The organism is Burkholderia multivorans ATCC BAA-247, from assembly GCF_000959525.1.
In the GTDB taxonomy this organism is placed as follows: Bacteria; Pseudomonadota; Gammaproteobacteria; order Burkholderiales; family Burkholderiaceae; genus Burkholderia; species Burkholderia multivorans.
In genome coordinates this window covers 3,040,545-3,061,600 of record NZ_CP009832.1, presented here as the reverse complement: position 1 = coordinate 3,061,600, position 21,056 = coordinate 3,040,545, and the positions used below count along the sequence as shown (strand labels likewise).

The window sequence follows — 21,056 nt, the reverse complement described above, 5'->3', positions numbered from 1 at the left end:
GGGTTTTTTCTTTCCCAGCCGATGACCTTTGCTGCCAAGCCTTTTGCTGCTGCCGTCAATCACCTGCTCGCACGCGAATCGTGGGCGCGCGATCGCCTGATTCCCTATGCGGGCAAGACCGCCCGTCTCGACGTGCCGCCCGTCACGCTTGTGCTGCTCGTGCAGCCGGACGGTTATCTGTCGGCGGTCGACGAGCACGATGCGCGACAGGTCGACGTATCGATCGCGCTGGCCGGCGACACGGTCGCCGCGTTCCTTCAGGGCGGCCAGGCGGCCGTGATGAAGCACGTGAAGATCGACGGCGACGCGGAGTTCGCGACGCAGATCGCCAAACTGGCCGAGCATCTGCGCTGGGAGCCGGAAGAAGATCTCGCAAAGCTGGTCGGCGATGCCGCGGCGCACCGGATCGCGACGATCGTGCGCGACGCCGGCGCGCGCGCGCGCCGTACCGGCCGCAACGTGCTCGACTCGATCGCCGAGTACTGGCTTGACGAGAACCCGCAAGTCGTCCGGCGCGCGTCGCTCGGGGGATTCGACGCCGAACTGGCGCGCGCACGCGACGCGCTCGCACGTGTGGAGAAGCGGGTCGAGCGACTCGAACAAAAAATCGGCGCGCGCACGGGTTCCGGCCCGCGCGGCGCGCACTGAGGGCCGCAGCGCATGCGCATTTTCCGTTTCATCAAGATTGTCTATACCGTCATCCGCTTCGGGCTCGACGAGGTCATGCTGTCCCGGATCGACGACCGCCGCGTGAAACTGCTGCTGCGGATCACGACGATCGGCCGCCGCTATTCGGATCCGCCCGCCGTGCGGCTGCGTCATGCGCTCGAAAGCCTCGGTCCGATTTTCGTGAAGTTCGGCCAGGTGCTGTCGACGCGGCGCGATCTGCTGTCGGTCGACTTCGCGAACGAGCTCGCGAAACTGCAGGATCAGGTGCCGCCGTTCGATTCGTCGGTCGCGATCGCGATCATCGAGAAGTCGCTCGGCGCGCCGGTCGACGAGCTGTTCGACGAATTCGAGCGCGAGCCCGTCGCGAGCGCGTCGATCGCGCAGGTGCACTTCGCGAAACTGAAGCAGGGCGTGCACGCCGGCAAGGCCGTGGCGGTCAAGGTGCTGCGTCCGAACATGCTGCCGGTGATCGATTCGGATCTCGCGCTGATGCGCGACATTGCGACGTGGACCGAGCGGATGTGGGCCGACGGACGCCGGCTGAAGCCGCGCGAGGTCGTGGCCGAATTCGACAAGTATCTGCACGACGAGCTCGACCTGATGCGCGAGGCCGCGAACGGCAGCCAGCTGCGCCGCAACTTCGCGGGCCTCGATCTGCTGCTCGTGCCGGAAATGTTCTGGGATTTCTCGACGTCGCACGTGCTCGTGATGGAGCGCATGTCGGGCGTGCCGATCAGCCAGGTCGAGACGCTGCGCGCGGCGGGCGTCGACATCAAGAAGCTTGCGCGCGAAGGCGTCGAGATTTTCTTCACGCAGGTGTTCCGCGACGGCTTCTTCCATGCGGACATGCATCCCGGCAACATTCAGGTGAGCCTCGATCCGAACACGTTCGGCCGCTATATCGCGCTCGACTTCGGGATCGTCGGCGCGTTGTCCGACTTCGACAAGAACTATCTCGCGCAGAACTTCCTCGCGTTCTTCAAGCGCGACTATCACCGCGTCGCGACGCTGCACCTCGAGTCCGGCTGGGTGCCGCCCGAAACGCGCGTCGAGGAACTCGAAAGCGCGATCCGCGCTGTCTGCGAGCCGTATTTCGACCGTGCGCTGAAGGACATTTCGCTCGGCCAGGTGCTGATGCGGCTGTTCTCGACGTCGCGCCGCTTCAACGTCGAAATCCAGCCGCAGCTCGTGCTGCTGCAGAAGACGATGCTGAACGTCGAAGGGCTCGGCCGTTCGCTCGACCCCGAGCTCGATCTGTGGAAAACGGCGAAGCCGTACCTGGAGCGCTGGATGACCGAGCAGATCGGTCTGCGCGGCTGGTACGAGCGCTTCAAGGTCGAAGCGCCGCAGTGGAGCAAGACGATGCCGCAACTGCCGCGCCTCATTCACCACGCGCTCGCGGCCCGGCACGATGCGCCGCGCGCGGCCAGCGAAGACCTGATGCGGCAGATCCTGATCGAGCAGAAGCGGACCAACCGGCTGCTGCAGGCGCTGCTGATCTTCGGTCTGGCGGTCGGCGTCGGCGCGCTCGTCGCCCGCGTGCTGCTCGCGCTCGCGCTCGCGTACGGCGCGTGACCGGCAGGAGCGACGCGATGTCCGATCCGAAACACGCTGCCGCGCCGGCTGCCGCCTCGTTCGAAACGCGCGATCCGGGCGACGCATCGTTCTGGGACGAGCGTTTCGCGCGCGGGATGACGCCGTGGGAATTCGGCGGCGTGCCGGCCGGCTTTCGCGCATTCGCAAGCGCGCGGCCGCCGTGCGCGGTGCTGATTCCGGGCTGCGGCAGCGCGCGCGAAGCCGAATGGCTCGCGCAGGCCGGCTGGCCGGTGCGCGCGATCGATTTCTCCGCGCAGGCAGTGGCCGCTGCGAAGGCGCAGCTTGGCGCACATGCGGACGTCGTCGAGCAGGCCGATTTCTTCGCGTACCGGCCGCCGTTCGACGTCCAGTGGATCTACGAGCGCGCGTTCCTGTGCGCGTTGCCGCCCGCGCGTCGCGCCGACTATGCGGCGACGATGGCCGCGCTGCTGCCCGCGCAAGGACTGCTCGCCGGCTACTTTTTCGTGGCCGACAAGCGGAAGGGCCCGCCGTTCGGCATCGCGCGCGGCGAACTGGACGCGTTGCTCGGCGTGCATTTCGAGCTGATCGACGACGCGCCGGTGAGCGATTCGCTGCCGGTCTTCGAAGGGCACGAGCGCTGGCTCGCATGGCGCCGCCGCTGACGCGCATGCGTCGTGGCGGTTGCCGGAGCGCGCCGGGGTTTCGGCTATAATTCAAGGTTTTGCAAGCCGTTTCCAGTTTCTGCGGGAAAAATATCATGCCGATCTACGCCTATCGATGCGAAGCGTGCGGTTTCGCGAAGGACGTGCTCCAGAAGATGAGCGACGCGCCGCTGTCGCAGTGTCCGGAATGCGGGAAGGATGCTTTCCGCAAGCAGGTGACCGCCGCGGGCTTCCAGCTGAAGGGCTCGGGCTGGTATGTCACCGATTTTCGCGGCGGCTCGGGCGGCGCCAGCGCGCCGGCGACGGCCGCTTCGTCGGGCGACGCGGCGCCGGCCGCACCCGCTGCGGCCGCGCCGGCCGCCGAAAGCACGACGACGAGCGCCGCCGCCCCGGCCGCGGCGCCCGCCGCCGGCAGTTGACCGCCGCGGCCCGGCCGGGCCGCGCTCACTCCGCGCCGCCGGCGCGGTTCATTGACGGCAGATGATGAAAAAGACGACCCTGAAATCGGTGTTTCTGACCGGCCTGCTGGTTCTCGTCCCGCTCGCGATTACGCTGTGGGTGCTCGGCCTCATCATCGGCACGATGGACCAGACGCTGCTGCTGCTGCCGGAATCGTGGCAGCCCGAGCGCATGCTCGGCTTCCACCTGCCGGGGATCGGCGCGGTGCTGACGCTCGCGTTCGTGTTCGTCGTCGGGCTCGCGACGCAGAACTTCATCGGCCAGAAGCTCGTCACGTGGTGGAACGCCGTCGTGCGGCACATCCCGGTGGTCGGGCCGATCTACACGAGCGTCAAGCAGGTGTCGGACACGCTGCTGTCGAGCAGCGGCAACGCATTCCGCAAGGCGCTCTTGATCGAATACCCGCGCCGCGGCTCATATACGATCGCGTTTCTGACCGGCACGCCCGGCGGCGACGTGGTCAACCATCTGACGGAAGAGTACGTGAGCGTGTACGTGCCAACGACGCCGAACCCGACGTCGGGCTTCTTCCTGATGCTGCCGAAGAGCGAAGTCATCGAACTCGACATGTCGGTCGATGCCGCGCTCAAGTACATCGTCTCGATGGGGGTCGTGGCGCCGCCGGCGCCGGTTCCGGTGCCCGCCCGCCGTCCCGTCGAGCCGCCGCTGTAAGCCAAGAATCATCGCCCGGGCCGCGCGTTGCGGCGCCCGTTGATCAAACCGAACGAAAGCAAACATCATGTCGATGCGTACTGAATACTGCGGTCTCGTGACCGAACACCTGCTGGGCCAAACCGTGTCGCTGTGCGGCTGGGTGCAGCGCCGCCGCGATCACGGCGGTGTGATCTTCATCGACCTGCGCGATCGTGAAGGCCTGGTGCAGGTCGTGTGCGACCCGGATCGCGCCGAGATGTTCGCGACCGCCGAAGGCGTGCGCAACGAATTCTGCGTGCAGGTGAAGGGCCTCGTGCGCAACCGTCCGGAAGGCACGGTGAACGCGGGCCTGAAGAGCGGCAAGATCGAGGTGCTCTGCCACGAGCTGAACGTGCTGAACCCGTCGATCACGCCGCCGTTCCAGCTCGACGACGACAACCTGTCGGAAACGACGCGCCTCACGCACCGCGTGCTCGACCTGCGCCGCCCGCAGATGCAGCACAACCTGCGCCTGCGCTACCGCGTCGCGATCGAAGCGCGCAAGTACCTCGACGAGCAGGGCTTCATCGACATCGAGACGCCGATGCTGACGAAGAGCACGCCGGAAGGCGCGCGCGACTACCTCGTGCCGTCGCGCGTGAACGCAGGCCAGTTCTTCGCGCTGCCGCAGTCGCCGCAGCTGTTCAAGCAGCTGCTGATGGTCGCGAACTTCGACCGCTACTACCAGATCACGAAGTGCTTCCGTGACGAAGACCTGCGCGCCGATCGCCAGCCGGAATTCACGCAGATCGACTGCGAGACGTCGTTCCTTGGCGAGCAGGAGATCCGCGACCTGTTCGAGGACATGATCCGTCACATCTTCAAGACGACGATCGACGTCGAGCTCGATGCGAAATTCCCGGTGATGCCGTACTCGGAAGCGATGGCGCGCTTCGGCTCCGACAAGCCCGACCTGCGCGTGAAGCTCGAGTTCACCGAGCTGACCGATGCGATGAAGGACGTCGACTTCAAGGTGTTCAGCACGCCGGCCAACGCGAAGGACGGCCGCGTCGCGGCGCTGCGCGTGCCGAAGGGCGCCGAGCTGTCGCGCGGCGATATCGACGGCTACACGGAATTCGTGCGCATCTACGGCGCGAAGGGTCTCGCGTGGATCAAGGTCAACGAGAAGGCGAAGGGGCGCGACGGCCTGCAGAGCCCGATCGTCAAGAACCTGCACGACGCGTCGATCGCCGCGATCCTCGAGCGCACGGGCGCGGAAGACGGCGACATCATCTTCTTCGCGGCCGATCGCGCGAAGGTCGTCAACGACAGCCTCGGCGCGCTGCGCCTGAAGATCGGTCATTCGGAGTTCGGCAAGGCGAACGGCCTCGTCGAGGCGGGCTGGAAGCCGCTGTGGGTCGTCGACTTCCCGATGTTCGAATACGACGACGAAGACGCACGCTACGTGGCCGCGCACCACCCGTTCACGAGCCCGAAGGACGAGCACCTCGAGTATCTCGAGAGCGATCCGGGGCGCTGCCTCGCGAAGGCATACGACATGGTGCTGAACGGCTGGGAAATCGGCGGCGGCTCGGTGCGTATCCACCGCGAGGACGTGCAGAGCAAGGTGTTCCGCGCGCTGAAGATCGGCGCGGAAGAAGCGCAGGCGAAGTTCGGCTTCCTGCTGGACGCGCTGCAATACGGCGCGCCGCCGCACGGCGGGATCGCGTTCGGTCTCGACCGTATCGTCACGATGATGGCCGGCGCCGATTCGATCCGCGACGTGATCGCGTTCCCGAAGACGCAGCGTGCGCAGGATCTGCTCACGCAGGCGCCGAGCCCGGTCGACGAGCGTCAGCTGCGCGAACTGCATATCCGTCTGCGTCAGCCGGAGCAGCCGGCGTCGTAATGCGCGAGCTGCATCGCGGCGTGTGCGGCCACGCGCACGCTCTCTGAAGAAAAAGGCGCCATCGTGCGCCTTTTTCGTTTTTTGCGGTACAGTCGCAGCACCTGCTGCGTGCTCGGCGACGATGCTCGGCCGACGCGCGGCCGCCTCGCGCCGTATGAAACAAAGATGACGAAGCCGCCGAAAATTCCCGAATCCGTTCTCGTCGTGATCTACACGCCCGAACTCGACGTGCTGGTGATCAAACGTGCCGATCAGCCCGATTTCTGGCAATCGGTGACCGGGTCGAAGGACACGCTCGACGAGCCGCTCGCCGTCACGGCCGCGCGCGAGGTCGCGGAAGAGACGGGCATCGTGATCGGCGCGGCCGACGTGCCGGCCGCCGCGCTCGTCGACTGGCAGCACCGGATCGAATACACCATCTATCCGCAATACCTGCACCGCTATGCGCCGGGCGTCACGCGCAACACCGAGCACTGGTTCGGGCTTTGCGTACCGCGCCGCGTCGACGTCACGCTGTCGCCGCGCGAGCACGTCGACTATGCGTGGCTGCCGTATCGCGACGCGGCGGCGCGCTGCTTCTCGCCGTCGAACGCCGACGCGATCCTGCAGCTTCCGGTGCGCGCGTCGCTCGTGCACCTGCCGCACGGCTCGTCCGCATGAATGCGGAAACCCGCAAGCGCTTCGCGCAGTTGCGGCAGATGTTCCTGCAGGAGCGCGGCTCCGCGTCGCGGCTCGCGTTCACGACCGGCAACACGGTGCGCTTGTGCGAAGGCGGCGGCGAGTTCTTCCGCGCGCTGATCGACCGCATCGACGCCGCGCGCGAGCAGGTCATGCTCGAAACCTACATCTTCTGCGACGACGCGGCCGGCCGGCCGGTGTCCGACGCGCTGATCCGCGCCGCGCTGCGTGGCGTGCGCGTGCGCGTGATCACCGACGGCGTCGGCACCGCGCGCCTGCCGCTGTTCGACGCGTGGACCGAGGCCGGCATCGAGCACTGCATCTACAACCGCTATCTGTTCGGCCGCTTCGGCTTTTCGCGCACGCATCGCAAGCTCGCGGTAATCGACCGGTCGGCCGCGTTCTGCGGCGGCATCAACATCGTCGACGATTACGAGCAGAACGGCGCGCCGCTGCAGTATCCGCGCTGGGACTTCGCGCTCGAGCTCGCGGGGCCGGCCGTCGCCGACGTACGCGCGGCATTCGAGCTGCAGTGGCACCGCATCCAGTTCGGCCACAAGCCGTACGCGCAGTACGCGGCCGGGCTGCACGGCGGCGAGCCGTTCCCCGAGATGTTCCGGCGCTGGATTCGCAGCCACCGCTGGATCAAGGCCGGCGCGCTGCGCGTCGTGACCGAGCCGAGCGTCGCGTTTGTCGCGCGCGACAACGTCGTGAACCGGCGCACGATCGAGAAGGCGTATCTCGCGGCGATCGGCCGCGCGCGCCATCAGATCCGGCTCGCGAATCCGTATTTCATGCCGGGCCGCAAGCTGCGCCGCGCGCTGACGGGCGCCGCCCGGCGCGGCGTCGACGTCCGGATTCTGGTCGGCCGCAAGGAATTCGCGGCGCTCGACACGGCCGTACCGTTCCTCTACCGCGCGCTGCTGCGCGCCGGCGTGCGCGTCGCCGAATACGACAAGACGATCCTGCACGGCAAGGTGGCGGTGATCGACGACAACTGGGCGACGGTCGGCTCGTCGAATCTGGACGCGCTGAGCCTGATGCTGAACAATGAGGCCAACGTGGTGCTCGTGCGCTACGACGCGGTCACGAACGAGCTGCGCGATGCGATCGAGGCGGCATTCGCGGACGGCCGCGAGATCGATCCCGCCTGGTACGCGGCGCGGCCGCTCGGCGAACGCTTGCTGAGCTGGCTCGCCTATACGACCTACCGGATCGTCATGAAGGCGCTGACGGTAGGCGGTTACGACTAAGCGAGAGCGGCGCGGTGTCGGCGCCGGACCGCGCCGGGCGGCCGCGCAGCACGCGTCGTGCACGGGCGCATACCATTTCAAAACGTCCGCACGTTCGTGCGGAAAAGCCGCTCCGGCGCCGCCGGAATCGCGCAAAATAGCGGCTCGGTTAGACACCGGTTTCTAATAATTTCCTTGTTTCCGCGGGCGGTCGCACTCAATAATAGTACGGCCGTTCGATTTTATTTGAACCCCGAACGGTTACTGAAAAAGCTATGCGAAAAGGCGAACAGACGCGTGCCGCGATACTCGAAGCTGCTTTGGATCTTGCCAGCCGTGACGGGCTGGAAGGGCTGACGATCGGCCTGCTGGCCGAGCGCATGCAGATGAGCAAGAGCGGCGTGTTTGCGCACTTCGGATCGCGCGAGGACCTGCAGGTCGAGGTCGTGCGCGAGTATCACCATCGTTTCGAGAACGAGGTGTTCTTTCCGAGCCTGCGCGAACCGCGCGGTCTGCCGCGTCTGCGGGCGATGCTGGCGCGCTGGATCGAGAAGCGCATCCAGGAGGTGACGACGGGATGCATCTACATCAGCGGCGCCGTCGAATACGACGACCGGCCGGACAGCCCCGTGCGCGAGCAGTTGATCGCGAGCGTGACGGCCTGGCGTGCCGCGTTGCTGCGTGCCATTTCGCAGGCGAAGGAAGAAGGTCATCTGCGTGCGGATTCCGATCCGGACCTGATGCTCTTCGAGTTGTACAGCTTCACGCTCGGCCTGCATCACGACGCGCGCTTCCTGCATTTGCCGGACGCGGTGCGCCTCACGTGGGCCGCGCTGGAAAAGACGATCGTTTCGTATCAGAGCGAGAGTCGCTAGCGGCGCGCGATCCGCCCGCCCGGCGCTCGAGCCGTTTGCCCACATTTGGAGAGAGTCATGGGACAGTACGCCGCGCCGCTGCGCGACATGCAATTCGTGTTGCACGAGCTTCTGAACGTCGAGGCCGAGCTCAAGCAGATGCCCAAGCATGCGGATCTCGATGCCGACACGATCAACCAGGTCCTCGAAGAGGCGGGCAAGTTCTGCGCCGAGGTGCTGTTCCCGCTGAACCAGGTCGGCGACCGTGAGGGCTGCAAGTACGTCGGCGACGGCGTCGTGACGACGCCGACCGGCTTCAAGGAAGCCTATCGCCAGTACGTCGAGGCCGGCTGGCCGGCGCTCGGCTGCGACCCCGAGTACGGCGGCCAGGGGCTGCCCGCGTTCGTGAATAACGCGCTGTACGAAATGCTGAACTCGGCGAACCAGGCATGGACGATGTATCCGGGCCTGTCGCACGGCGCATACGAATGCCTGCACGCGCACGGCTCGCCGGAACTGCAGAAGGCCTATCTGCCGAAGCTCGTGTCGGGTGAATGGACCGGCACGATGTGCCTGACCGAGCCGCACTGCGGCACCGACCTCGGCATCCTGCGTACGAAGGCCGAACCGAACGGCGACGGATCGTACTCGATCACCGGCACGAAGATCTTCATCTCGAGCGGCGAGCACGACATGGCGTCGAACATCGTCCACCTCGTGCTCGCGCGCCTGCCGGACGCACCGCAGGGCACGAAGGGAATCTCGCTGTTCATCGTCCCGAAGTTCATCCCCGATGCATCGGGCGAGCCGGGCGAGCGCAACGGCATCAAGTGCGGCTCGATCGAGCACAAGATGGGCATCCACGGCAACGCGACCTGCGTGATGAACCTCGACAACGCGAAGGGCTGGATGGTCGGCGAGCCGAACAAGGGCCTCAACGCGATGTTCGTGATGATGAACGCCGCACGTCTCGGTGTCGGCATGCAGGGTCTCGGCCTGACCGAAGTTGCTTACCAGAACTCGCTCGCCTATGCGAAGGAGCGCCTGCAGATGCGCTCGCTGACGGGTCCGAAGGCGCCGGACAAGCCGGCCGATCCGATCATCGTGCATCCGGACGTGCGCCGCATGCTGCTGACGCAGAAGGCCTATGCCGAAGGCGCGCGCGCCTTCACGTACTGGTCGGCGCTGCAGATCGACAAGGAGCTGTCGCATGCCGACGAAGCGGTGCGCAAGGAAGCGGCCGATCTCGTCGCGCTGCTCACGCCGATCATCAAGGCGTTCCTGACCGACAACGCGTTCGAGTCGACCAACCATGCGATGCAGATCTACGGCGGCCACGGCTTCATCTCCGAGTGGGGCATGGAGCAGTACGTGCGCGATGCGCGGATCAACATGATCTACGAGGGCACGAACTCGATCCAGTCGCTCGACCTGCTCGGCCGCAAGGTGCTCGGCGACATGGGCGCGAAGCTGAAGAAGTTCGGCAAGATCGTGTCGGACTTCGTCGAAGCCGAAGGCGTGAAGCCGGAGATGGCCGAATTCGTCAACCCGCTCGCGGATATCGGCGAGAAGGTGCAGAAGCTGACGATGGAAATCGGCATGAAGGCGATGCAGAACCCGGACGAAGTCGGCGCCGCGGCCGTGCCGTACCTGCGCACGGTCGGCCATCTGGTGTTCTCGTACTTCTGGGCGCGCATGGCGCGCATCGCGCTCGACAATGAAGCGTCCGGAGATCCGTTCTACAAGTCGAAGCTGGCGACGGCACGTTTCTACTTCGCGCGCCTGCTGCCTGAGACGGCCGCGACGATCCGCGCTGCGCGCGCCGGTTCGAAGACGCTGATGGAAGTCGACGAATCGCTGTTCTGACGCGACGCCGGGCGGCGCGCGACCTGCGCCGCCCGGCCGCAACGGTTCCTGGTACTCGTTTCGCCGTGCAGCCGTTCCGATTCGCGCTGCACGACACTATCGGAGACATCCCGTGAGCAATTTCCTGATTCGCAAGGTAGCCGTGCTGGGCGCCGGCGTGATGGGCGCGCAGATCGCCGCGCATCTCGTCAACGCGCGCGTGCCCGTGCTGCTGTTCGACCTGCCGGCCAAGGAAGGCCCGAAAAACGCGATCGCGCTGAAGGCGATCGAGAACCTGAAGAAGCTGTCGCCCGCGCCGTTCGGCGTGAAGGACGACGCGAAGTACCTCGAAGCCGCGAACTACGACGACGACATCGCGAAGCTCGCCGAGTGCGACGTCGTGATCGAGGCGATCGCCGAGCGGATGGACTGGAAGCACGACCTCTACAAGAAGGTCGCGCCGCACATCGGCCCGAACGCGATCTTCGCGACGAACACGTCGGGCCTGTCGATCACGAAGCTGTCCGAAGGGTTTTCGGACGAACTGAAGGCGCGCTTCTGCGGCGTGCACTTCTTCAATCCGCCGCGCTACATGCACCTCGTCGAGCTGATCCCGACCGCGCATACGCGTCCGGAGATTCTCGACCAGCTCGAGACGTTCCTGACGAGCGTCGTCGGCAAGGGCGTCGTGCGCGCGAAGGACACGCCGAACTTCATCGCGAACCGCGTCGGCATCTTCTCGATCCTCGCGGTGATCACGGAAGCCGCGAAGTTCGGGCTGCGTTTCGACGAAGTCGACGATCTGACGGGCAGCCGCCTCGGTCGCGCGAAGTCGGCGACGTTCCGCACCGCGGACGTGGTCGGTCTCGACACGATGGCGCACGTGATCAAGACGATGCAGGACAACCTCGCCGACGATCCGTTCTTCCCGGTTTACCAGACGCCGGCCGTACTCGCCGAGCTCGTGAAGCAGGGCGCGCTCGGCCAGAAGACGGGCGCCGGCTTCTACAAGAAGGAAGGCAAGGCGATCAAGGTGCTCGACGCGAAGACGGGCAGCTACGTCGATTCGGGTGCGAAGGCCGACGAAACGGTCGCGCGCATCCTGAAGCGTCCGCCGGCCGAGCGGCTGAAGCTGCTGCGCGAAACGAACCATCCGCATGCGCAGTTCCTCTGGTCGATCTTCCGCGACGTGTTCCACTACATCGGCGTGCATCTCGAGTCGATCGCCGACAATGCGCGCGACGTCGACCTCGCGATCCGCTGGGGCTTCGGCTGGAACGAAGGCCCGTTCGAAGGCTGGCAGGCGGCCGGCTGGAAGCAGGTCGCCGAGTGGGTGCAGGACGACATCGCGGCCGGCAAGGCGCTCGCCAACGTGCCGCTGCCCGCATGGGTGCTCGAAGGGCCGGTCGCGGAGAAGGGCGGCGTGCACACCGCCGAAGGCTCGTGGGCGCCGGCGTCGAAGCGCTTCGTGCCGCGTTCGGATCTGCCGGTGTACCGCAAGCAGGTGTTCCGCGCGCCGCTGCTCGGCGAAGCCGGCGCCGATCCGAAGACGTACGGCAAGACGCTGTTCGAGACCGACTCGGTGCGTGCGTGGGTCGACGATCGCGCGGGCGAGGACGACGTCGTGATCGTCTCGTTCAAGTCGAAGATGAACACGATCGGCCCGGGCGTGATCGACGGCCTCGTGCAGGCGATCGAACTCGCCGAGAAGGACTACAAGGGCGTCGTGATCTGGCAGCCGACCTCGCTGAAGCTCGGCACGCCGGGCGGCCCGTTCTCGGCCGGCGCGAACCTCGAAGAGGCGATGCCCGCGTTCATGATGGGCGGCGCGAAGGGGATCGAGCCGTTCGTGAAGAAGTTCCAGGAAGGCATGCTGCGCGTGAAGTACGCGAACGTGCCGGTCGTCGCGGCCGTGTCGGGCATCGCGCTCGGCGGCGGGTGCGAGCTGATGCTGCATAGCGCGAAGCGCGTCGTGCACGTCGAGAGCTATATCGGCCTCGTCGAAGTGGGCGTCGGCCTCGTGCCGGCCGGTGGCGGGCTGAAGGAAGCGGCACTGCGCGCGGCAGACGCCGCCGCGGCCGCGAACGCCACCACCGATCTGCTGAAGTTCGTGACGAAGTCGTTCGAGAACGCGGCGATGGCGAAGGTGTCGTCGTCCGCGCACGATGCGCGCGCGATGGGCTACGTGAAGCCGTCCGACACGATCGTCTTCAACGTGTTCGAACTGCTCGACACCGCGAAGAAGGAGGCGCGCGCGCTCGCCGACACCGGCTATCGTGCGCCGCTGCGTGCGAAGGACGTGCCGGTCGCGGGCCGCTCGGCCATCGCGACGATCAAGGCGCAGCTCGTGAACATGCGCGACGGGCGCTTCATCAGCGACCACGACTTCCTGATCGCGAGCCGCATCGCGGAGGCGGTGTGCGGCGGCGACGTCGAGGCGGGCAGCCTCGTCGACGAGGAGTGGCTGCTGGCGCTCGAGCGTCGTGCGTTCGTCGAGCTGCTCGGCACGCAGAAGACGCAGGAACGGATCATGGGCATGTTGCAGACCGGCAAGCCGGTGCGTAACTGAGCGAGCGATAAGGCAAGGAGTTTCAAATGAGCAAACAACTGCAAGACGCATACATCGTCGCCGCCAGCCGCACGCCGATCGGCAAGGCCCCGCGCGGCGTCTTCAAGAACACGCGTCCGGACGAGCTGCTGGTGCACGCGATCAAGTCGACGGTCGCGCAGGTGCCGGGCTTCGACACGAAGCTGATCGAGGATGCGATCATCGGTTGCGCGATTCCGGAAGCGGAGCAGGGCCTGAACGTCGCGCGCATGGGCGCGCTGCTCGCCGGCCTGCCGCAGACGGTCGGCGGCGTCACCGTCAACCGCTTCTGCGCATCGGGCATCACGGCACTGGCGATGGCGGCCGACCGCATTCGCGTCGGCGAATCGGACGCGCTGCTCGCCGGCGGCTGCGAATCGATGAGCATGGTGCCGATGATGGGCAACAAGCCGTCGATGTCGCCGCACATCTTCGATCGCAGCGAAGACATCGGCATCGCGTACGGGATGGGGCTGACGGCCGAACGTGTGGCCGACCAGTGGAAGGTGAGCCGCGAAGACCAGGACGCGTTCTCGGTCGAGTCGCACCGCAAGGCGCTCGCCGCACAACAGGCCGGCGAGTTCGCGGACGAAATCGCGCCGTACACGATCACCGAGCGCTTCCCGAATCTCGCGAGCGGCGAGATCGACGTGAAGACGCGCGAGATCGCGCTCGACGAAGGCCCGCGTGCCGATACGTCGCTCGAAGGCCTCGCGAAGCTGCGTGCGGTGTTCGCGAACAAGGGCTCGGTCACGGCCGGCAACAGTTCGCAGACGTCGGACGGCGCGGGCGCGCTGCTCGTCGTCTCCGAGAAGGTGCTCAAGCAGTTCAACCTGACGCCGCTCGCGCGCTTCGTGAGCTTCGCGGTGCGCGGCGTGCCGCCGGAAATCATGGGCATCGGGCCGAAGGAAGCGATTCCGGCCGCGCTGAAGGCGGCGGGCCTGAAGCAGGACGATCTCGACTGGATCGAGCTGAACGAGGCATTTGCCGCGCAGTCGCTCGCCGTGATCCGCGATCTCGGCCTCGATCCGTCGAAGGTGAACCCGCTCGGCGGCGCGATCGCGCTCGGCCACCCGCTCGGCGCGACCGGCGCGATTCGCGCGGCGACCGTCGTGCACGGGCTGCGCCGCCGCAACCTGAAGTACGGGATGGTCACGATGTGCGTCGGCACCGGCATGGGTGCGGCGGGCATCATCGAACGCCTGTAAGCGGGACCCGAGGAAACGCGACGACGGTGCGCGGGCGGCGAGCTCGCGCACCGTTTTTCATTCCGGTAGAGGCAAGTCAAAGGAGACGATGGTGGCCGACATTCAAGTGGAACGCGCCGACGGCGTACTGACGATCACGATCGCGCGGCCGGCGAAGAAGAATGCGCTGACGGCGGCGATGTATCAGGCGATGGCCGATGCGCTCGCCGCTGCGCAGGAAGACAGCGCGGTCCGCGCGATCCTGCTGCGCGGCAGCGACGGCAATTTCAGCGCGGGCAACGATCTCGAGGATTTCCTGAAGGCGCCGCCGAAGGACGAGGACGCGCCGGTGTTTCAGTTTCTCGCGCGCATCAGCGGCGCGAGCAAGCCGATCGTCGCCGCGGTGCCGGGCATCGCGGTCGGCGTCGGCGTGACGATGCTGCTGCACTGCGATCTGGTCTACGCGGCCGACACCGCGACGTTCTCGCTGCCGTTCGTGCAGCTCGGGCTCTGCCCGGAAGCGGCATCGAGCGCGCTGCTGCCGCGGCTCGCCGGCCATCAGATTGCCGCCGAAAAGCTGCTGCTCGGCGAACCGTTCGACGCGCTCGAAGCGCACCGCATCGGCATCGTCAATCGCGTGCTGCCGGCCGCGGAGCTCGACGCGTTCGCCGCGAAGCAGGCCGCGAAGCTCGCGTCGCTGCCGGCCTCGTCGCTGCGCGTGACAAAGGCGCTGCTCAAGGATACGGGCGGCGTGACGGTGGCCGCACGGATGGCCGAAGAGGCCGGCCATTTCTCGGCGATGCTGCGCGCGCCCGAAGCGCGCGAGGCGATGACGGCATTCTTCGAGAAGCGCAAACCCGATTTCCGCCAGTTCGACTGACGCGCCGCGCGCGCCGGCCCGGCGACCGCGCCGCGGTCGGGAGCCGGCGCCGGCGGTCATGCCGTGCCGTAGTCGACGTAGCCGGTCTCGCGGCAGAAGCTGACGAGCCGCAGCCCGGCGGCCTTCGCGATCTCGATCGCGAGCGACGAGGGCGCGGAGATCGTCGCGACCATCGGGATGCCGACGCGCGCAGCCTTGCGCACGAGCTCGTAGCTCGCGCGGCTCGACAGGAACACGAAGCCGTCGGTCGGCTCCGCGCGCGACAGCACGAGCGAGCCGATCAGCTTGTCGAGCGCGTTGTGGCGGCCGACATCCTCGAACGCCATGCGGATCGCGCCGGTTGCATCGCACCAGGCGGCCGCGTGCAGGCCGCCGGTCAGCTGCGTGAGCGTCTGGTGAGCCGGCAGCGCGTGCGCCGCGCGCGCGAGCGCGTCGGGCGCAAGCCGTGCGAGAAAGCCGGTGTCGGGCACGCGTTCGGGCGCGAGATCGAGCAGATCGATGCTTTCGATGCCGCAGACGCCGCAGCCGGTGCGGCCGGCAAGCGCGCGGCGGCGGTCCTTCAGCGCGGCGAACGCTTGCTGGACGACGTCGAGGTGCACTTCCGCGTGCGGCAGCGGCGCGTCTGCATGCAGGATCACGTCGATGTCCTTGATGTCGCTGCCGCGCGCGACGATCCCTTCCGACATCGCAAAGCCCACCGCGAACGCTTCGAGATCGCGCGGCGTGCACATCATCACCGCGTGCGAGATGCCGTTGAACACGAGCGCGACCGGCCATTCCTGGCCGACGTAGTCTTGGGCGGTTTCGGCGACGCCACCGCGCATGCGGCGTACGGACAGTTCGATCGCGCCGCGCGGTTCGGCTGTTTCGGTCGGATTCACGAGCACTCCCGTTGATTCGAGGCGGCGGCGGCGATCGTCGCCGCCGGCCGCGCGCAGAGGTTCTAAAATACCCCAGGCAGGCCGGCCGCGCCGGCGTTCGCCACTCGGGTAACGACCATGGGACTCAGCGACGCACCGTTGCTATTCAATTTCGAACACGAATCGTCGGAAAACCTCACGTACATTCCGATGATCGTGCGTTTCAATCTCGACCGCTTCGGCTTGCGGATCTCGCTCGAGCAGTGGCAGCTGCTGCCGCTCGAGGATCGCCGGCTGCTCGCGCGCTTTCCGGCCGACGACGACACGGCGATCGAGCCCAACTTCGACCATGCGCTGTTCGAGATGCTGCGCACGCACGCGAATCTCGAGCCGTCGTGGTTTCAGCCGGAAGAGCAGCCGGCGTGGCGCACGACCGACGCGGTGCCCGATGCGCTCGCGCAGCAGTGCGCACTGGCCGGGCTGCCGGTGCCGGCCGTCGCGCAATGGCAGCAGCTCGCGCCGTTCCAGCGCTACGTGCTGATGAAGCTGTCGCGCAAGCCGACGCTCAATCACGACTTCGTGCCGGCGATGCGCGAGTTCGGGCTGACCGGCACGCACTGAGCGTTCGCGCCCGGCGCCGGCGCGCCTGCCCGCGCGCGTTACAGCGCGGGCAGCGGCCGCGGCTTGCGGTCCGGGCCCGTCGCGACGTACGTGAGCGTCGCTTCCGTGACCTTCACGACTTCGCCCATCAGGCGCATGCGTTGCGCGTACACCTCGACATCCACCGTGACCGAGGTGTTGCCGGTGCGCGTGATCGTCGCGTAGAAGCTCAGCAGATCGCCGACGAACACCGGTTGCTTGAACACGAAGGAATTGACCGCGACCGTCGCGACGCGCCCGTTCGCGCGCTGGCTGGCCGGAATCGACCCGGCGATGTCGACCTGCGACATGATCCAGCCGCCGAATACGTCGCCGTGGACGTTCGCGTCGTGCGGTTGCGGGACGACACGCAGCGCCGGCTGCTTCTGCGGGAGTTCGAGGGTCGGTTCGGTCATGGCGGGGCTTTCATCCTGTAAGAAATAGGCCGCCCGCGCGCAGCCGGCCTGCGAGGCCGCCGGCAGCGGCGCGAAGCGGCTTCTGCGACAATACGACGTCCGCAAATTGTACGAGAAAGTGCGCGATCCGGCCGTCGCTCGGCGCCCGGCACCGCCGCCCGTTCCTTCCCCCATGCGCCGATATTCCGCTTCCGGCGAGCCCGCGCCGGCTCCGACCGGGCCCCGCAACGACTGGCAGACGATCCGTTCGCTGCTGCCGTATCTCGCGACCTACAAGCTGCGTGTCGCACTCGCGCTCGCGTGCCTGATCGGCGCGAAAGTCGCGAACCTCGGCGTGCCGATCGTGATGAAGCGCATCGTCGATCATCTCGCTTCCGTGCAGCAGCTGACCGCGCTCGGCCGCGCCGAGCAGTCGGCCGGCATCGTGCTCGCGGGCGGCGTCGGGCTGCTCGTGATCGCGTATGCGCTCGTGCGGCTGTCGACGTCGCTGTTCACCGAGCTGCGCGAAATCCTGTTCTCGAAAGTCACCGAAAGCGCGGTGCGTCGGCTCGCGCTGCAGGTGTTTCGTCATCTGCACGGACTGTCGCTGCGCTTTCACCTCGAGCGGCAGACGGGCGGCATGTCGCGCGACATCGAGCGCGGCACGCGCGGCATCCAGCAACTGATCTCGTATTCGCTGTACAGCATCCTGCCGACGCTCGTCGAGGTCGGGCTCGTGCTCGGCTTCTTCGTCGTCAAGTACGACGCGTATTACGCGTACGTGACGTTCGCGGCGCTGATCGCCTACATCGTGTTCACCGTGAAGGTCACGAACTGGCGCACGCACTTTCGTCGCACGATGAACGAGCTCGATTCGCGGGCCAACTCGCGCGCGATCGATTCGCTGATCAACTACGAAACGGTCAAGTATTTCGGCAACGAGGAATGGGAGGCGCAGCGCTACGACGAGAACCTCAAGCGCTACCGCCAGGCCGCGATCCGCTCGCAGAACTCGCTGTCGCTGCTGAACTTCGGTCAGCAGGCGATCATCGGCACGGGGCTCGTGTTCATTCTCTGGCGCGCGACGCAGGGCGTGCTCGCCGGCAAGCTGACGCTCGGCGATCTCGTGCTGATCAACACGTTCATGCTGCAGCTGTACATTCCGCTGAACTTCCTCGGCGTCGTGTACCGCGAGCTGAAGCAGAGCCTCACCGACATGGATCGCATGTTCGGCCTGCTGTCGGCCGCGAAGGAGGTCGCCGATCGTCCCGACGCGCGGCCGCTCGCGGTGGCCGGCGCGCAGGTGCGCTTCGAGCACGTGAATTTCGCCTACGAGCCGGCGCGGCCGATCCTGCACGACGTCACGTTCACGATCGAGGCCGGCACGACGACCGCGGTGGTCGGGCACAGCGGGTCCGGCAAGTCGACGCTGTCCCGCCTGCTGTTCCGCTTCTACGATCTCGATCGCGCGTCGGGCGGCGCAATCCGCATCGACGGGCAGGATATCCGCGACGTCACACAGGACTCGCTGCGCGCGTCGATCGGGATCGTGCCGCAGGACACGGTGCTGTTCAACGACTCGATCTACTACAACATCGCGTACGGCCGGCCGAGCGCGACGCGCGACGAGGTGATCGCGGCCGCGCGCGCCGCGCATATCCACGACTTCATCGAAAGCTTGCCGAACGGCTATGAGACGCCGGTCGGCGAGCGCGGGCTGAAGCTGTCGGGCGGCGAGAAGCAGCGTGTCGCGATCGCGCGCACGCTGCTGAAGAATCCGCCGATCCTGCTGTTCGACGAGGCGACGTCCGCGCTCGATTCGCGTTCGGAGCGCGCGATCCAGCATGAGCTCGAGCAGATCGCGCGGCATCGGACGACGCTCGTGATCGCGCACCGGCTGTCGACGGTCGTGCATGCGCAGCAGATTCTCGTCATGGATCACGGGCGGATCGTCGAGCGCGGCACGCACGACGAACTCGTGCGCGCGGACGGGCCCTATGCGCAGATGTGGGCGCTGCAGCAGCAGCGCGCGGCGGCCGGCGACGAGGCGGCGGAAGCGGCGTGATCGCCGCCGTGCGCGAGCGGTGAAGCGCGGCGCCGCGCGCGTGAGCGGGCTTAGCGGCCGGCGGAGCGCAGCCGCGCGTCGAGTTCGTGCAGCTGCGCGGGCGTGCCGACGTTCTCCCAGATTCCCTCGTACAGTTCGCCGCTCGCGCGGCCGGCCTCGATGGCTGCGCGGTAGTAGGGCGTCAGCGCGCGGCGCGTGCCGCGCGCGAGATCGCGGAACATCCGCGTGTCGTACAGTCCGATGTTGCCGAACGTGAGGCGCGCGGCGCCGTCGAGCGTCAGGCGCCCGTCGTCGCCGAGCGCGAAATCGCCGGCCGGGTGGAACGGCGGGTTCGGCACCATCACGAGGTGCAGCGCGGGCGCGTCGAGCGCGGCCATCCGGGCGGCGCGCGGCGCGAGCGTGCGGTAGTCGAACGCGCAGAACACGTCGCCGCTGACGGCGACGAACACCGTCGGCCGGCCGTCGTGCTCGAGCAGCGGCAACGCCTGCGCGATGCCGCCGGCCGTCTCGAGCGCTTCGCCCTCGGCCGAGTACACGAGCCGCACGCCCCAGCGCGCGCCGTCGCCGAGCGCCTGCTCGATCTGCGCGCCGAGCCATGCATGGTTGATCACGATCGTCTCGATGCCGGCCTGCGCGAGCCGCTCGATCTGCCAGACGATCAGCGGCTTGCCGCCCGCTTCGAGCAGCGGTTTCGGGCAGGTGTCGGTCAGCGGGCGCATGCGTTCGCCGCGTCCGGCGGCGAAGATCATCGCCGTGGTCAGGGAGGTGCTCATGTTCGGCAGCGTGGTGGTCGGGCGGTCAGAACGTATACGCGACGTCGTCGGTGCGGCCCTCGAGCTCGTCGAGCAGCTTCGCGAACGGCGCGAGCGGACGGTAGCGCAGCGCGACCTTGCGCGCGTAGCCGAGGAAGCGCGGCAGGTCGTTCAGATAGTGCGGCTTGCCGTCGCGATAGTTGATGCGCGCGAACAGCCCGAGCACCTTGATATGGCGCTGCAGGCCCATCCATTCGAGCTGGCGGTAGAACTCGCCGAAGTCGGGATCGACGGGCAGGCCGGCCTTCTTGGCCTTTTCCCAGTAGTAGGCGAAGCAGTCGAGCTCGAATTCCTCGTCCCAGCTGATGAACGCGTCGCGCAGCAGCGACACGACGTCGTAGGTCAGCGGCCCGTAGACGGCATCCTGGAAGTCGAGGATGCCCGGATTCGGCTCGCAGACCATCAGGTTGCGCGGCATGAAGTCGCGCAGCATGAAGCCCTGCGGCTGCGCGTGCGCGCTCGCGACCAGCAGCGCGAAGGTGCGCTCGAGCGTGCCGCGCATCGCGTCGGTGACGGGCTTGCCGAGATGGCGGCCGATGAACCATTCGGGCATCAGCTCCATTTCGCGGCGCAGGAACGCTTCGTCGAACGGCGGCAGCACGTCGGGCTTCGACGTGAGCTGGAAGCGGATCAGCGCGTCGAACGCATCGCGCATCAGCGGCCGCGCGGAGGCCGGATCGGCCGGGTCGAGCACCGAGATGTAGGACGTGCGGCCGAGATCGGTCACGAGCATGAAGCCGGCGTCGAAATCGTGCGCCAGCACGTCGGGTACATGGTCGCCGGCCGCCGCGAGCAGCTGCGCGACCTGCACGAACTCGCGGCATTTCTCGGGCGGCGGCGCGTCGACGGCGATCAGCGAGCCGCCGGCGCTCGCGGCCGACGCGACGCGGAAATAGCGGCGGAAACTGGCGTCGGACGATGCCGGCGCGAGCGTGGCGAGGTCGAGCGCGTAGCGATCGGCGAGCGGGCGCAGCCAGGCGGCGAGCGCGTCGAGGCGGGCGTCGGGATGAGCGGCGGTGGATGGGGGCGTCATGAAACTCGGCGGAGGGGGGAACGTCTTGCCATATAATACCCCACGACTTTTTTGACGCGCCCCGCGTCAGCTTCCGCCGTGCAGGCCCGTCGCCTGTCGC

Annotated in this window: 19 protein-coding genes; 15 read left to right on the top strand and 4 right to left on the bottom strand. The window is 67.3% G+C overall.

Annotated elements, in window-relative coordinates; genetic code table 11:
- Positions 1–21 precede the first annotated feature (21 nt).
- The 13 genes from NP80_RS26680 to NP80_RS26620 all read left to right on the top strand — a co-directional run bounded on the left by NP80_RS26680 (position 22) and on the right by NP80_RS26620 (position 15,152).
- Positions 22–648, top strand: coding sequence for a ubiquinone biosynthesis accessory factor UbiJ (locus NP80_RS26680; RefSeq protein ID WP_006398302.1), 627 nt, complete (start codon positions 22–24; stop codon positions 646–648).
- 12 nt (positions 649–660) lie between these two features.
- Positions 661–2,244 (top strand): ubiquinone biosynthesis regulatory protein kinase UbiB, encoded by a 1,584-nt coding sequence (gene ubiB, locus NP80_RS26675; RefSeq protein ID WP_006409723.1) that lies wholly within the window; start codon positions 661–663, stop codon positions 2,242–2,244.
- A 17-nt stretch (positions 2,245–2,261) separates the two neighbouring features.
- Positions 2,262–2,888, top strand: coding sequence for a methyltransferase domain-containing protein (locus tag NP80_RS26670; protein ID WP_006409725.1), 627 nt, complete (start codon positions 2,262–2,264; stop codon positions 2,886–2,888).
- Positions 2,889–2,983: 95 nt separating this feature from the next.
- Positions 2,984–3,307 carry an FmdB family zinc ribbon protein gene (locus NP80_RS26665; RefSeq protein ID WP_006406567.1) on the top strand — a complete coding sequence of 108 codons (324 nt, stop codon included), beginning with the start codon at positions 2,984–2,986 and terminating at the stop codon, positions 3,305–3,307.
- A gap of 61 nt (positions 3,308–3,368) precedes the next feature.
- Positions 3,369–4,019: a DUF502 domain-containing protein gene (locus NP80_RS26660; RefSeq protein ID WP_006398306.1), complete on the top strand. Its 651-nt coding sequence runs from the start codon at positions 3,369–3,371 to the stop codon at positions 4,017–4,019.
- A gap of 67 nt (positions 4,020–4,086) precedes the next feature.
- Positions 4,087–5,889, top strand: coding sequence for an aspartate--tRNA ligase (gene aspS, locus NP80_RS26655; protein ID WP_006398307.1), 1,803 nt, complete (start codon positions 4,087–4,089; stop codon positions 5,887–5,889).
- Between the two features lie 165 nt (positions 5,890–6,054).
- Positions 6,055–6,549 (top strand): dihydroneopterin triphosphate diphosphatase, encoded by a 495-nt coding sequence (gene nudB / locus NP80_RS26650; RefSeq protein WP_035488955.1) that lies wholly within the window; start codon positions 6,055–6,057, stop codon positions 6,547–6,549.
- Complete coding sequence (locus NP80_RS26645; RefSeq protein ID WP_006398310.1) at positions 6,546–7,820, top strand: phospholipase D-like domain-containing protein; 1,275 nt, start codon at positions 6,546–6,548, stop codon at positions 7,818–7,820. Before nudB ends, NP80_RS26645 begins: the two co-directional genes overlap by 4 nt.
- Before the next feature lie 254 nt (positions 7,821–8,074).
- Positions 8,075–8,674 carry a TetR/AcrR family transcriptional regulator gene (locus tag NP80_RS26640; RefSeq protein WP_006398311.1) on the top strand — a complete coding sequence of 200 codons (600 nt, stop codon included), beginning with the start codon at positions 8,075–8,077 and terminating at the stop codon, positions 8,672–8,674.
- A 57-nt stretch (positions 8,675–8,731) separates the two neighbouring features.
- Positions 8,732–10,519: an acyl-CoA dehydrogenase C-terminal domain-containing protein gene (locus NP80_RS26635; protein WP_006398312.1), complete on the top strand. Its 1,788-nt coding sequence runs from the start codon at positions 8,732–8,734 to the stop codon at positions 10,517–10,519.
- Between the two features lie 112 nt (positions 10,520–10,631).
- Positions 10,632–13,067, top strand: a complete 2,436-nt coding sequence (locus NP80_RS26630) for a 3-hydroxyacyl-CoA dehydrogenase/enoyl-CoA hydratase family protein (protein ID WP_006406564.1) — start codon at positions 10,632–10,634, stop codon at positions 13,065–13,067.
- Positions 13,068–13,093: 26 nt separating this feature from the next.
- Positions 13,094–14,293: an acetyl-CoA C-acyltransferase gene (locus NP80_RS26625; protein ID WP_006406563.1), complete on the top strand. Its 1,200-nt coding sequence runs from the start codon at positions 13,094–13,096 to the stop codon at positions 14,291–14,293.
- Positions 14,294–14,384: 91 nt separating this feature from the next.
- Entirely contained in the window at positions 14,385–15,152 is a 768-nt protein-coding gene (locus NP80_RS26620) for an enoyl-CoA hydratase (protein ID WP_006406562.1), read from the top strand.
- Positions 15,153–15,208: 56 nt separating this feature from the next.
- On the opposite strand, the gene fdhD is transcribed toward NP80_RS26620, so the two are convergent.
- A complete protein-coding gene (fdhD, locus tag NP80_RS26615) occupies positions 15,209–16,039 on the bottom strand; it encodes a formate dehydrogenase accessory sulfurtransferase FdhD (protein WP_006398316.1) in 831 nt (276 codons plus the stop codon).
- Positions 16,040–16,150: 111 nt separating this feature from the next.
- On the opposite strand from fdhD, the gene NP80_RS26610 reads away from it, so the two are divergent.
- Positions 16,151–16,633, top strand: a complete 483-nt coding sequence (locus NP80_RS26610; protein ID WP_006409857.1) for a nitrate reductase associated protein — start codon at positions 16,151–16,153, stop codon at positions 16,631–16,633.
- Positions 16,634–16,671: 38 nt separating this feature from the next.
- On the opposite strand, the gene NP80_RS26605 is transcribed toward NP80_RS26610, so the two are convergent.
- Positions 16,672–17,067 carry an acyl-CoA thioesterase gene (locus NP80_RS26605; protein WP_006398318.1) on the bottom strand — a complete coding sequence of 132 codons (396 nt, stop codon included), beginning with the start codon at positions 17,065–17,067 and terminating at the stop codon, positions 16,672–16,674.
- A gap of 172 nt (positions 17,068–17,239) precedes the next feature.
- Here NP80_RS26605 and NP80_RS26600 point away from each other — a divergent pair, with 172 nt between their 5' ends.
- Positions 17,240–19,111 carry an ABCB family ABC transporter ATP-binding protein/permease gene (locus tag NP80_RS26600; protein WP_035946582.1) on the top strand — a complete coding sequence of 624 codons (1,872 nt, stop codon included), beginning with the start codon at positions 17,240–17,242 and terminating at the stop codon, positions 19,109–19,111.
- Between the two features lie 50 nt (positions 19,112–19,161).
- On the opposite strand, the gene murU is transcribed toward NP80_RS26600, so the two are convergent.
- Together murU and NP80_RS26590 are read right to left on the bottom strand one after the other, a co-directional pair.
- Complete coding sequence (gene murU, locus NP80_RS26595) at positions 19,162–19,884, bottom strand: N-acetylmuramate alpha-1-phosphate uridylyltransferase MurU (protein WP_006409860.1); 723 nt, start codon at positions 19,882–19,884, stop codon at positions 19,162–19,164.
- Between the two features lie 25 nt (positions 19,885–19,909).
- A complete protein-coding gene (locus NP80_RS26590) occupies positions 19,910–20,956 on the bottom strand; it encodes an aminoglycoside phosphotransferase family protein (RefSeq protein WP_006406558.1) in 1,047 nt (348 codons plus the stop codon).
- Between the last annotated feature and the right edge of the window lie 100 nt (positions 20,957–21,056).

Bases quoted from the DNA above. Each gene is read 5' to 3' on its own strand.
- NP80_RS26680 (WP_006398302.1), top strand. From the start codon at position 22: ATGACCTTTGCTGCCAAGCCTTTTGCTGCTGCCGTCAATCACCTGCTC.
- ubiB (WP_006409723.1), top strand. From the start codon at position 661: ATGCGCATTTTCCGTTTCATCAAGATTGTCTATACCGTCATCCGCTTC.
- NP80_RS26670 (WP_006409725.1), top strand. From the start codon at position 2,262: ATGTCCGATCCGAAACACGCTGCCGCGCCGGCTGCCGCCTCGTTCGAA.
- NP80_RS26665 (WP_006406567.1), top strand. From the start codon at position 2,984: ATGCCGATCTACGCCTATCGATGCGAAGCGTGCGGTTTCGCGAAGGAC.
- NP80_RS26660 (WP_006398306.1), top strand. From the start codon at position 3,369: ATGATGAAAAAGACGACCCTGAAATCGGTGTTTCTGACCGGCCTGCTG.
- aspS (WP_006398307.1), top strand. From the start codon at position 4,087: ATGTCGATGCGTACTGAATACTGCGGTCTCGTGACCGAACACCTGCTG.
- nudB (WP_035488955.1), top strand. From the start codon at position 6,055: ATGACGAAGCCGCCGAAAATTCCCGAATCCGTTCTCGTCGTGATCTAC.
- NP80_RS26645 (WP_006398310.1), top strand. From the start codon at position 6,546: ATGAATGCGGAAACCCGCAAGCGCTTCGCGCAGTTGCGGCAGATGTTC.
- NP80_RS26640 (WP_006398311.1), top strand. From the start codon at position 8,075: ATGCGAAAAGGCGAACAGACGCGTGCCGCGATACTCGAAGCTGCTTTG.
- NP80_RS26635 (WP_006398312.1), top strand. From the start codon at position 8,732: ATGGGACAGTACGCCGCGCCGCTGCGCGACATGCAATTCGTGTTGCAC.
- NP80_RS26625 (WP_006406563.1), top strand. From the start codon at position 13,094: ATGAGCAAACAACTGCAAGACGCATACATCGTCGCCGCCAGCCGCACG.
- NP80_RS26610 (WP_006409857.1), top strand. From the start codon at position 16,151: ATGGGACTCAGCGACGCACCGTTGCTATTCAATTTCGAACACGAATCG.
- NP80_RS26605 (WP_006398318.1), bottom strand. From the start codon at position 17,067: ATGACCGAACCGACCCTCGAACTCCCGCAGAAGCAGCCGGCGCTGCGT.
- NP80_RS26600 (WP_035946582.1), top strand. From the start codon at position 17,240: ATGCGCCGATATTCCGCTTCCGGCGAGCCCGCGCCGGCTCCGACCGGG.
- murU (WP_006409860.1), bottom strand. From the start codon at position 19,884: ATGAGCACCTCCCTGACCACGGCGATGATCTTCGCCGCCGGACGCGGC.
- NP80_RS26590 (WP_006406558.1), bottom strand. From the start codon at position 20,956: ATGACGCCCCCATCCACCGCCGCTCATCCCGACGCCCGCCTCGACGCG.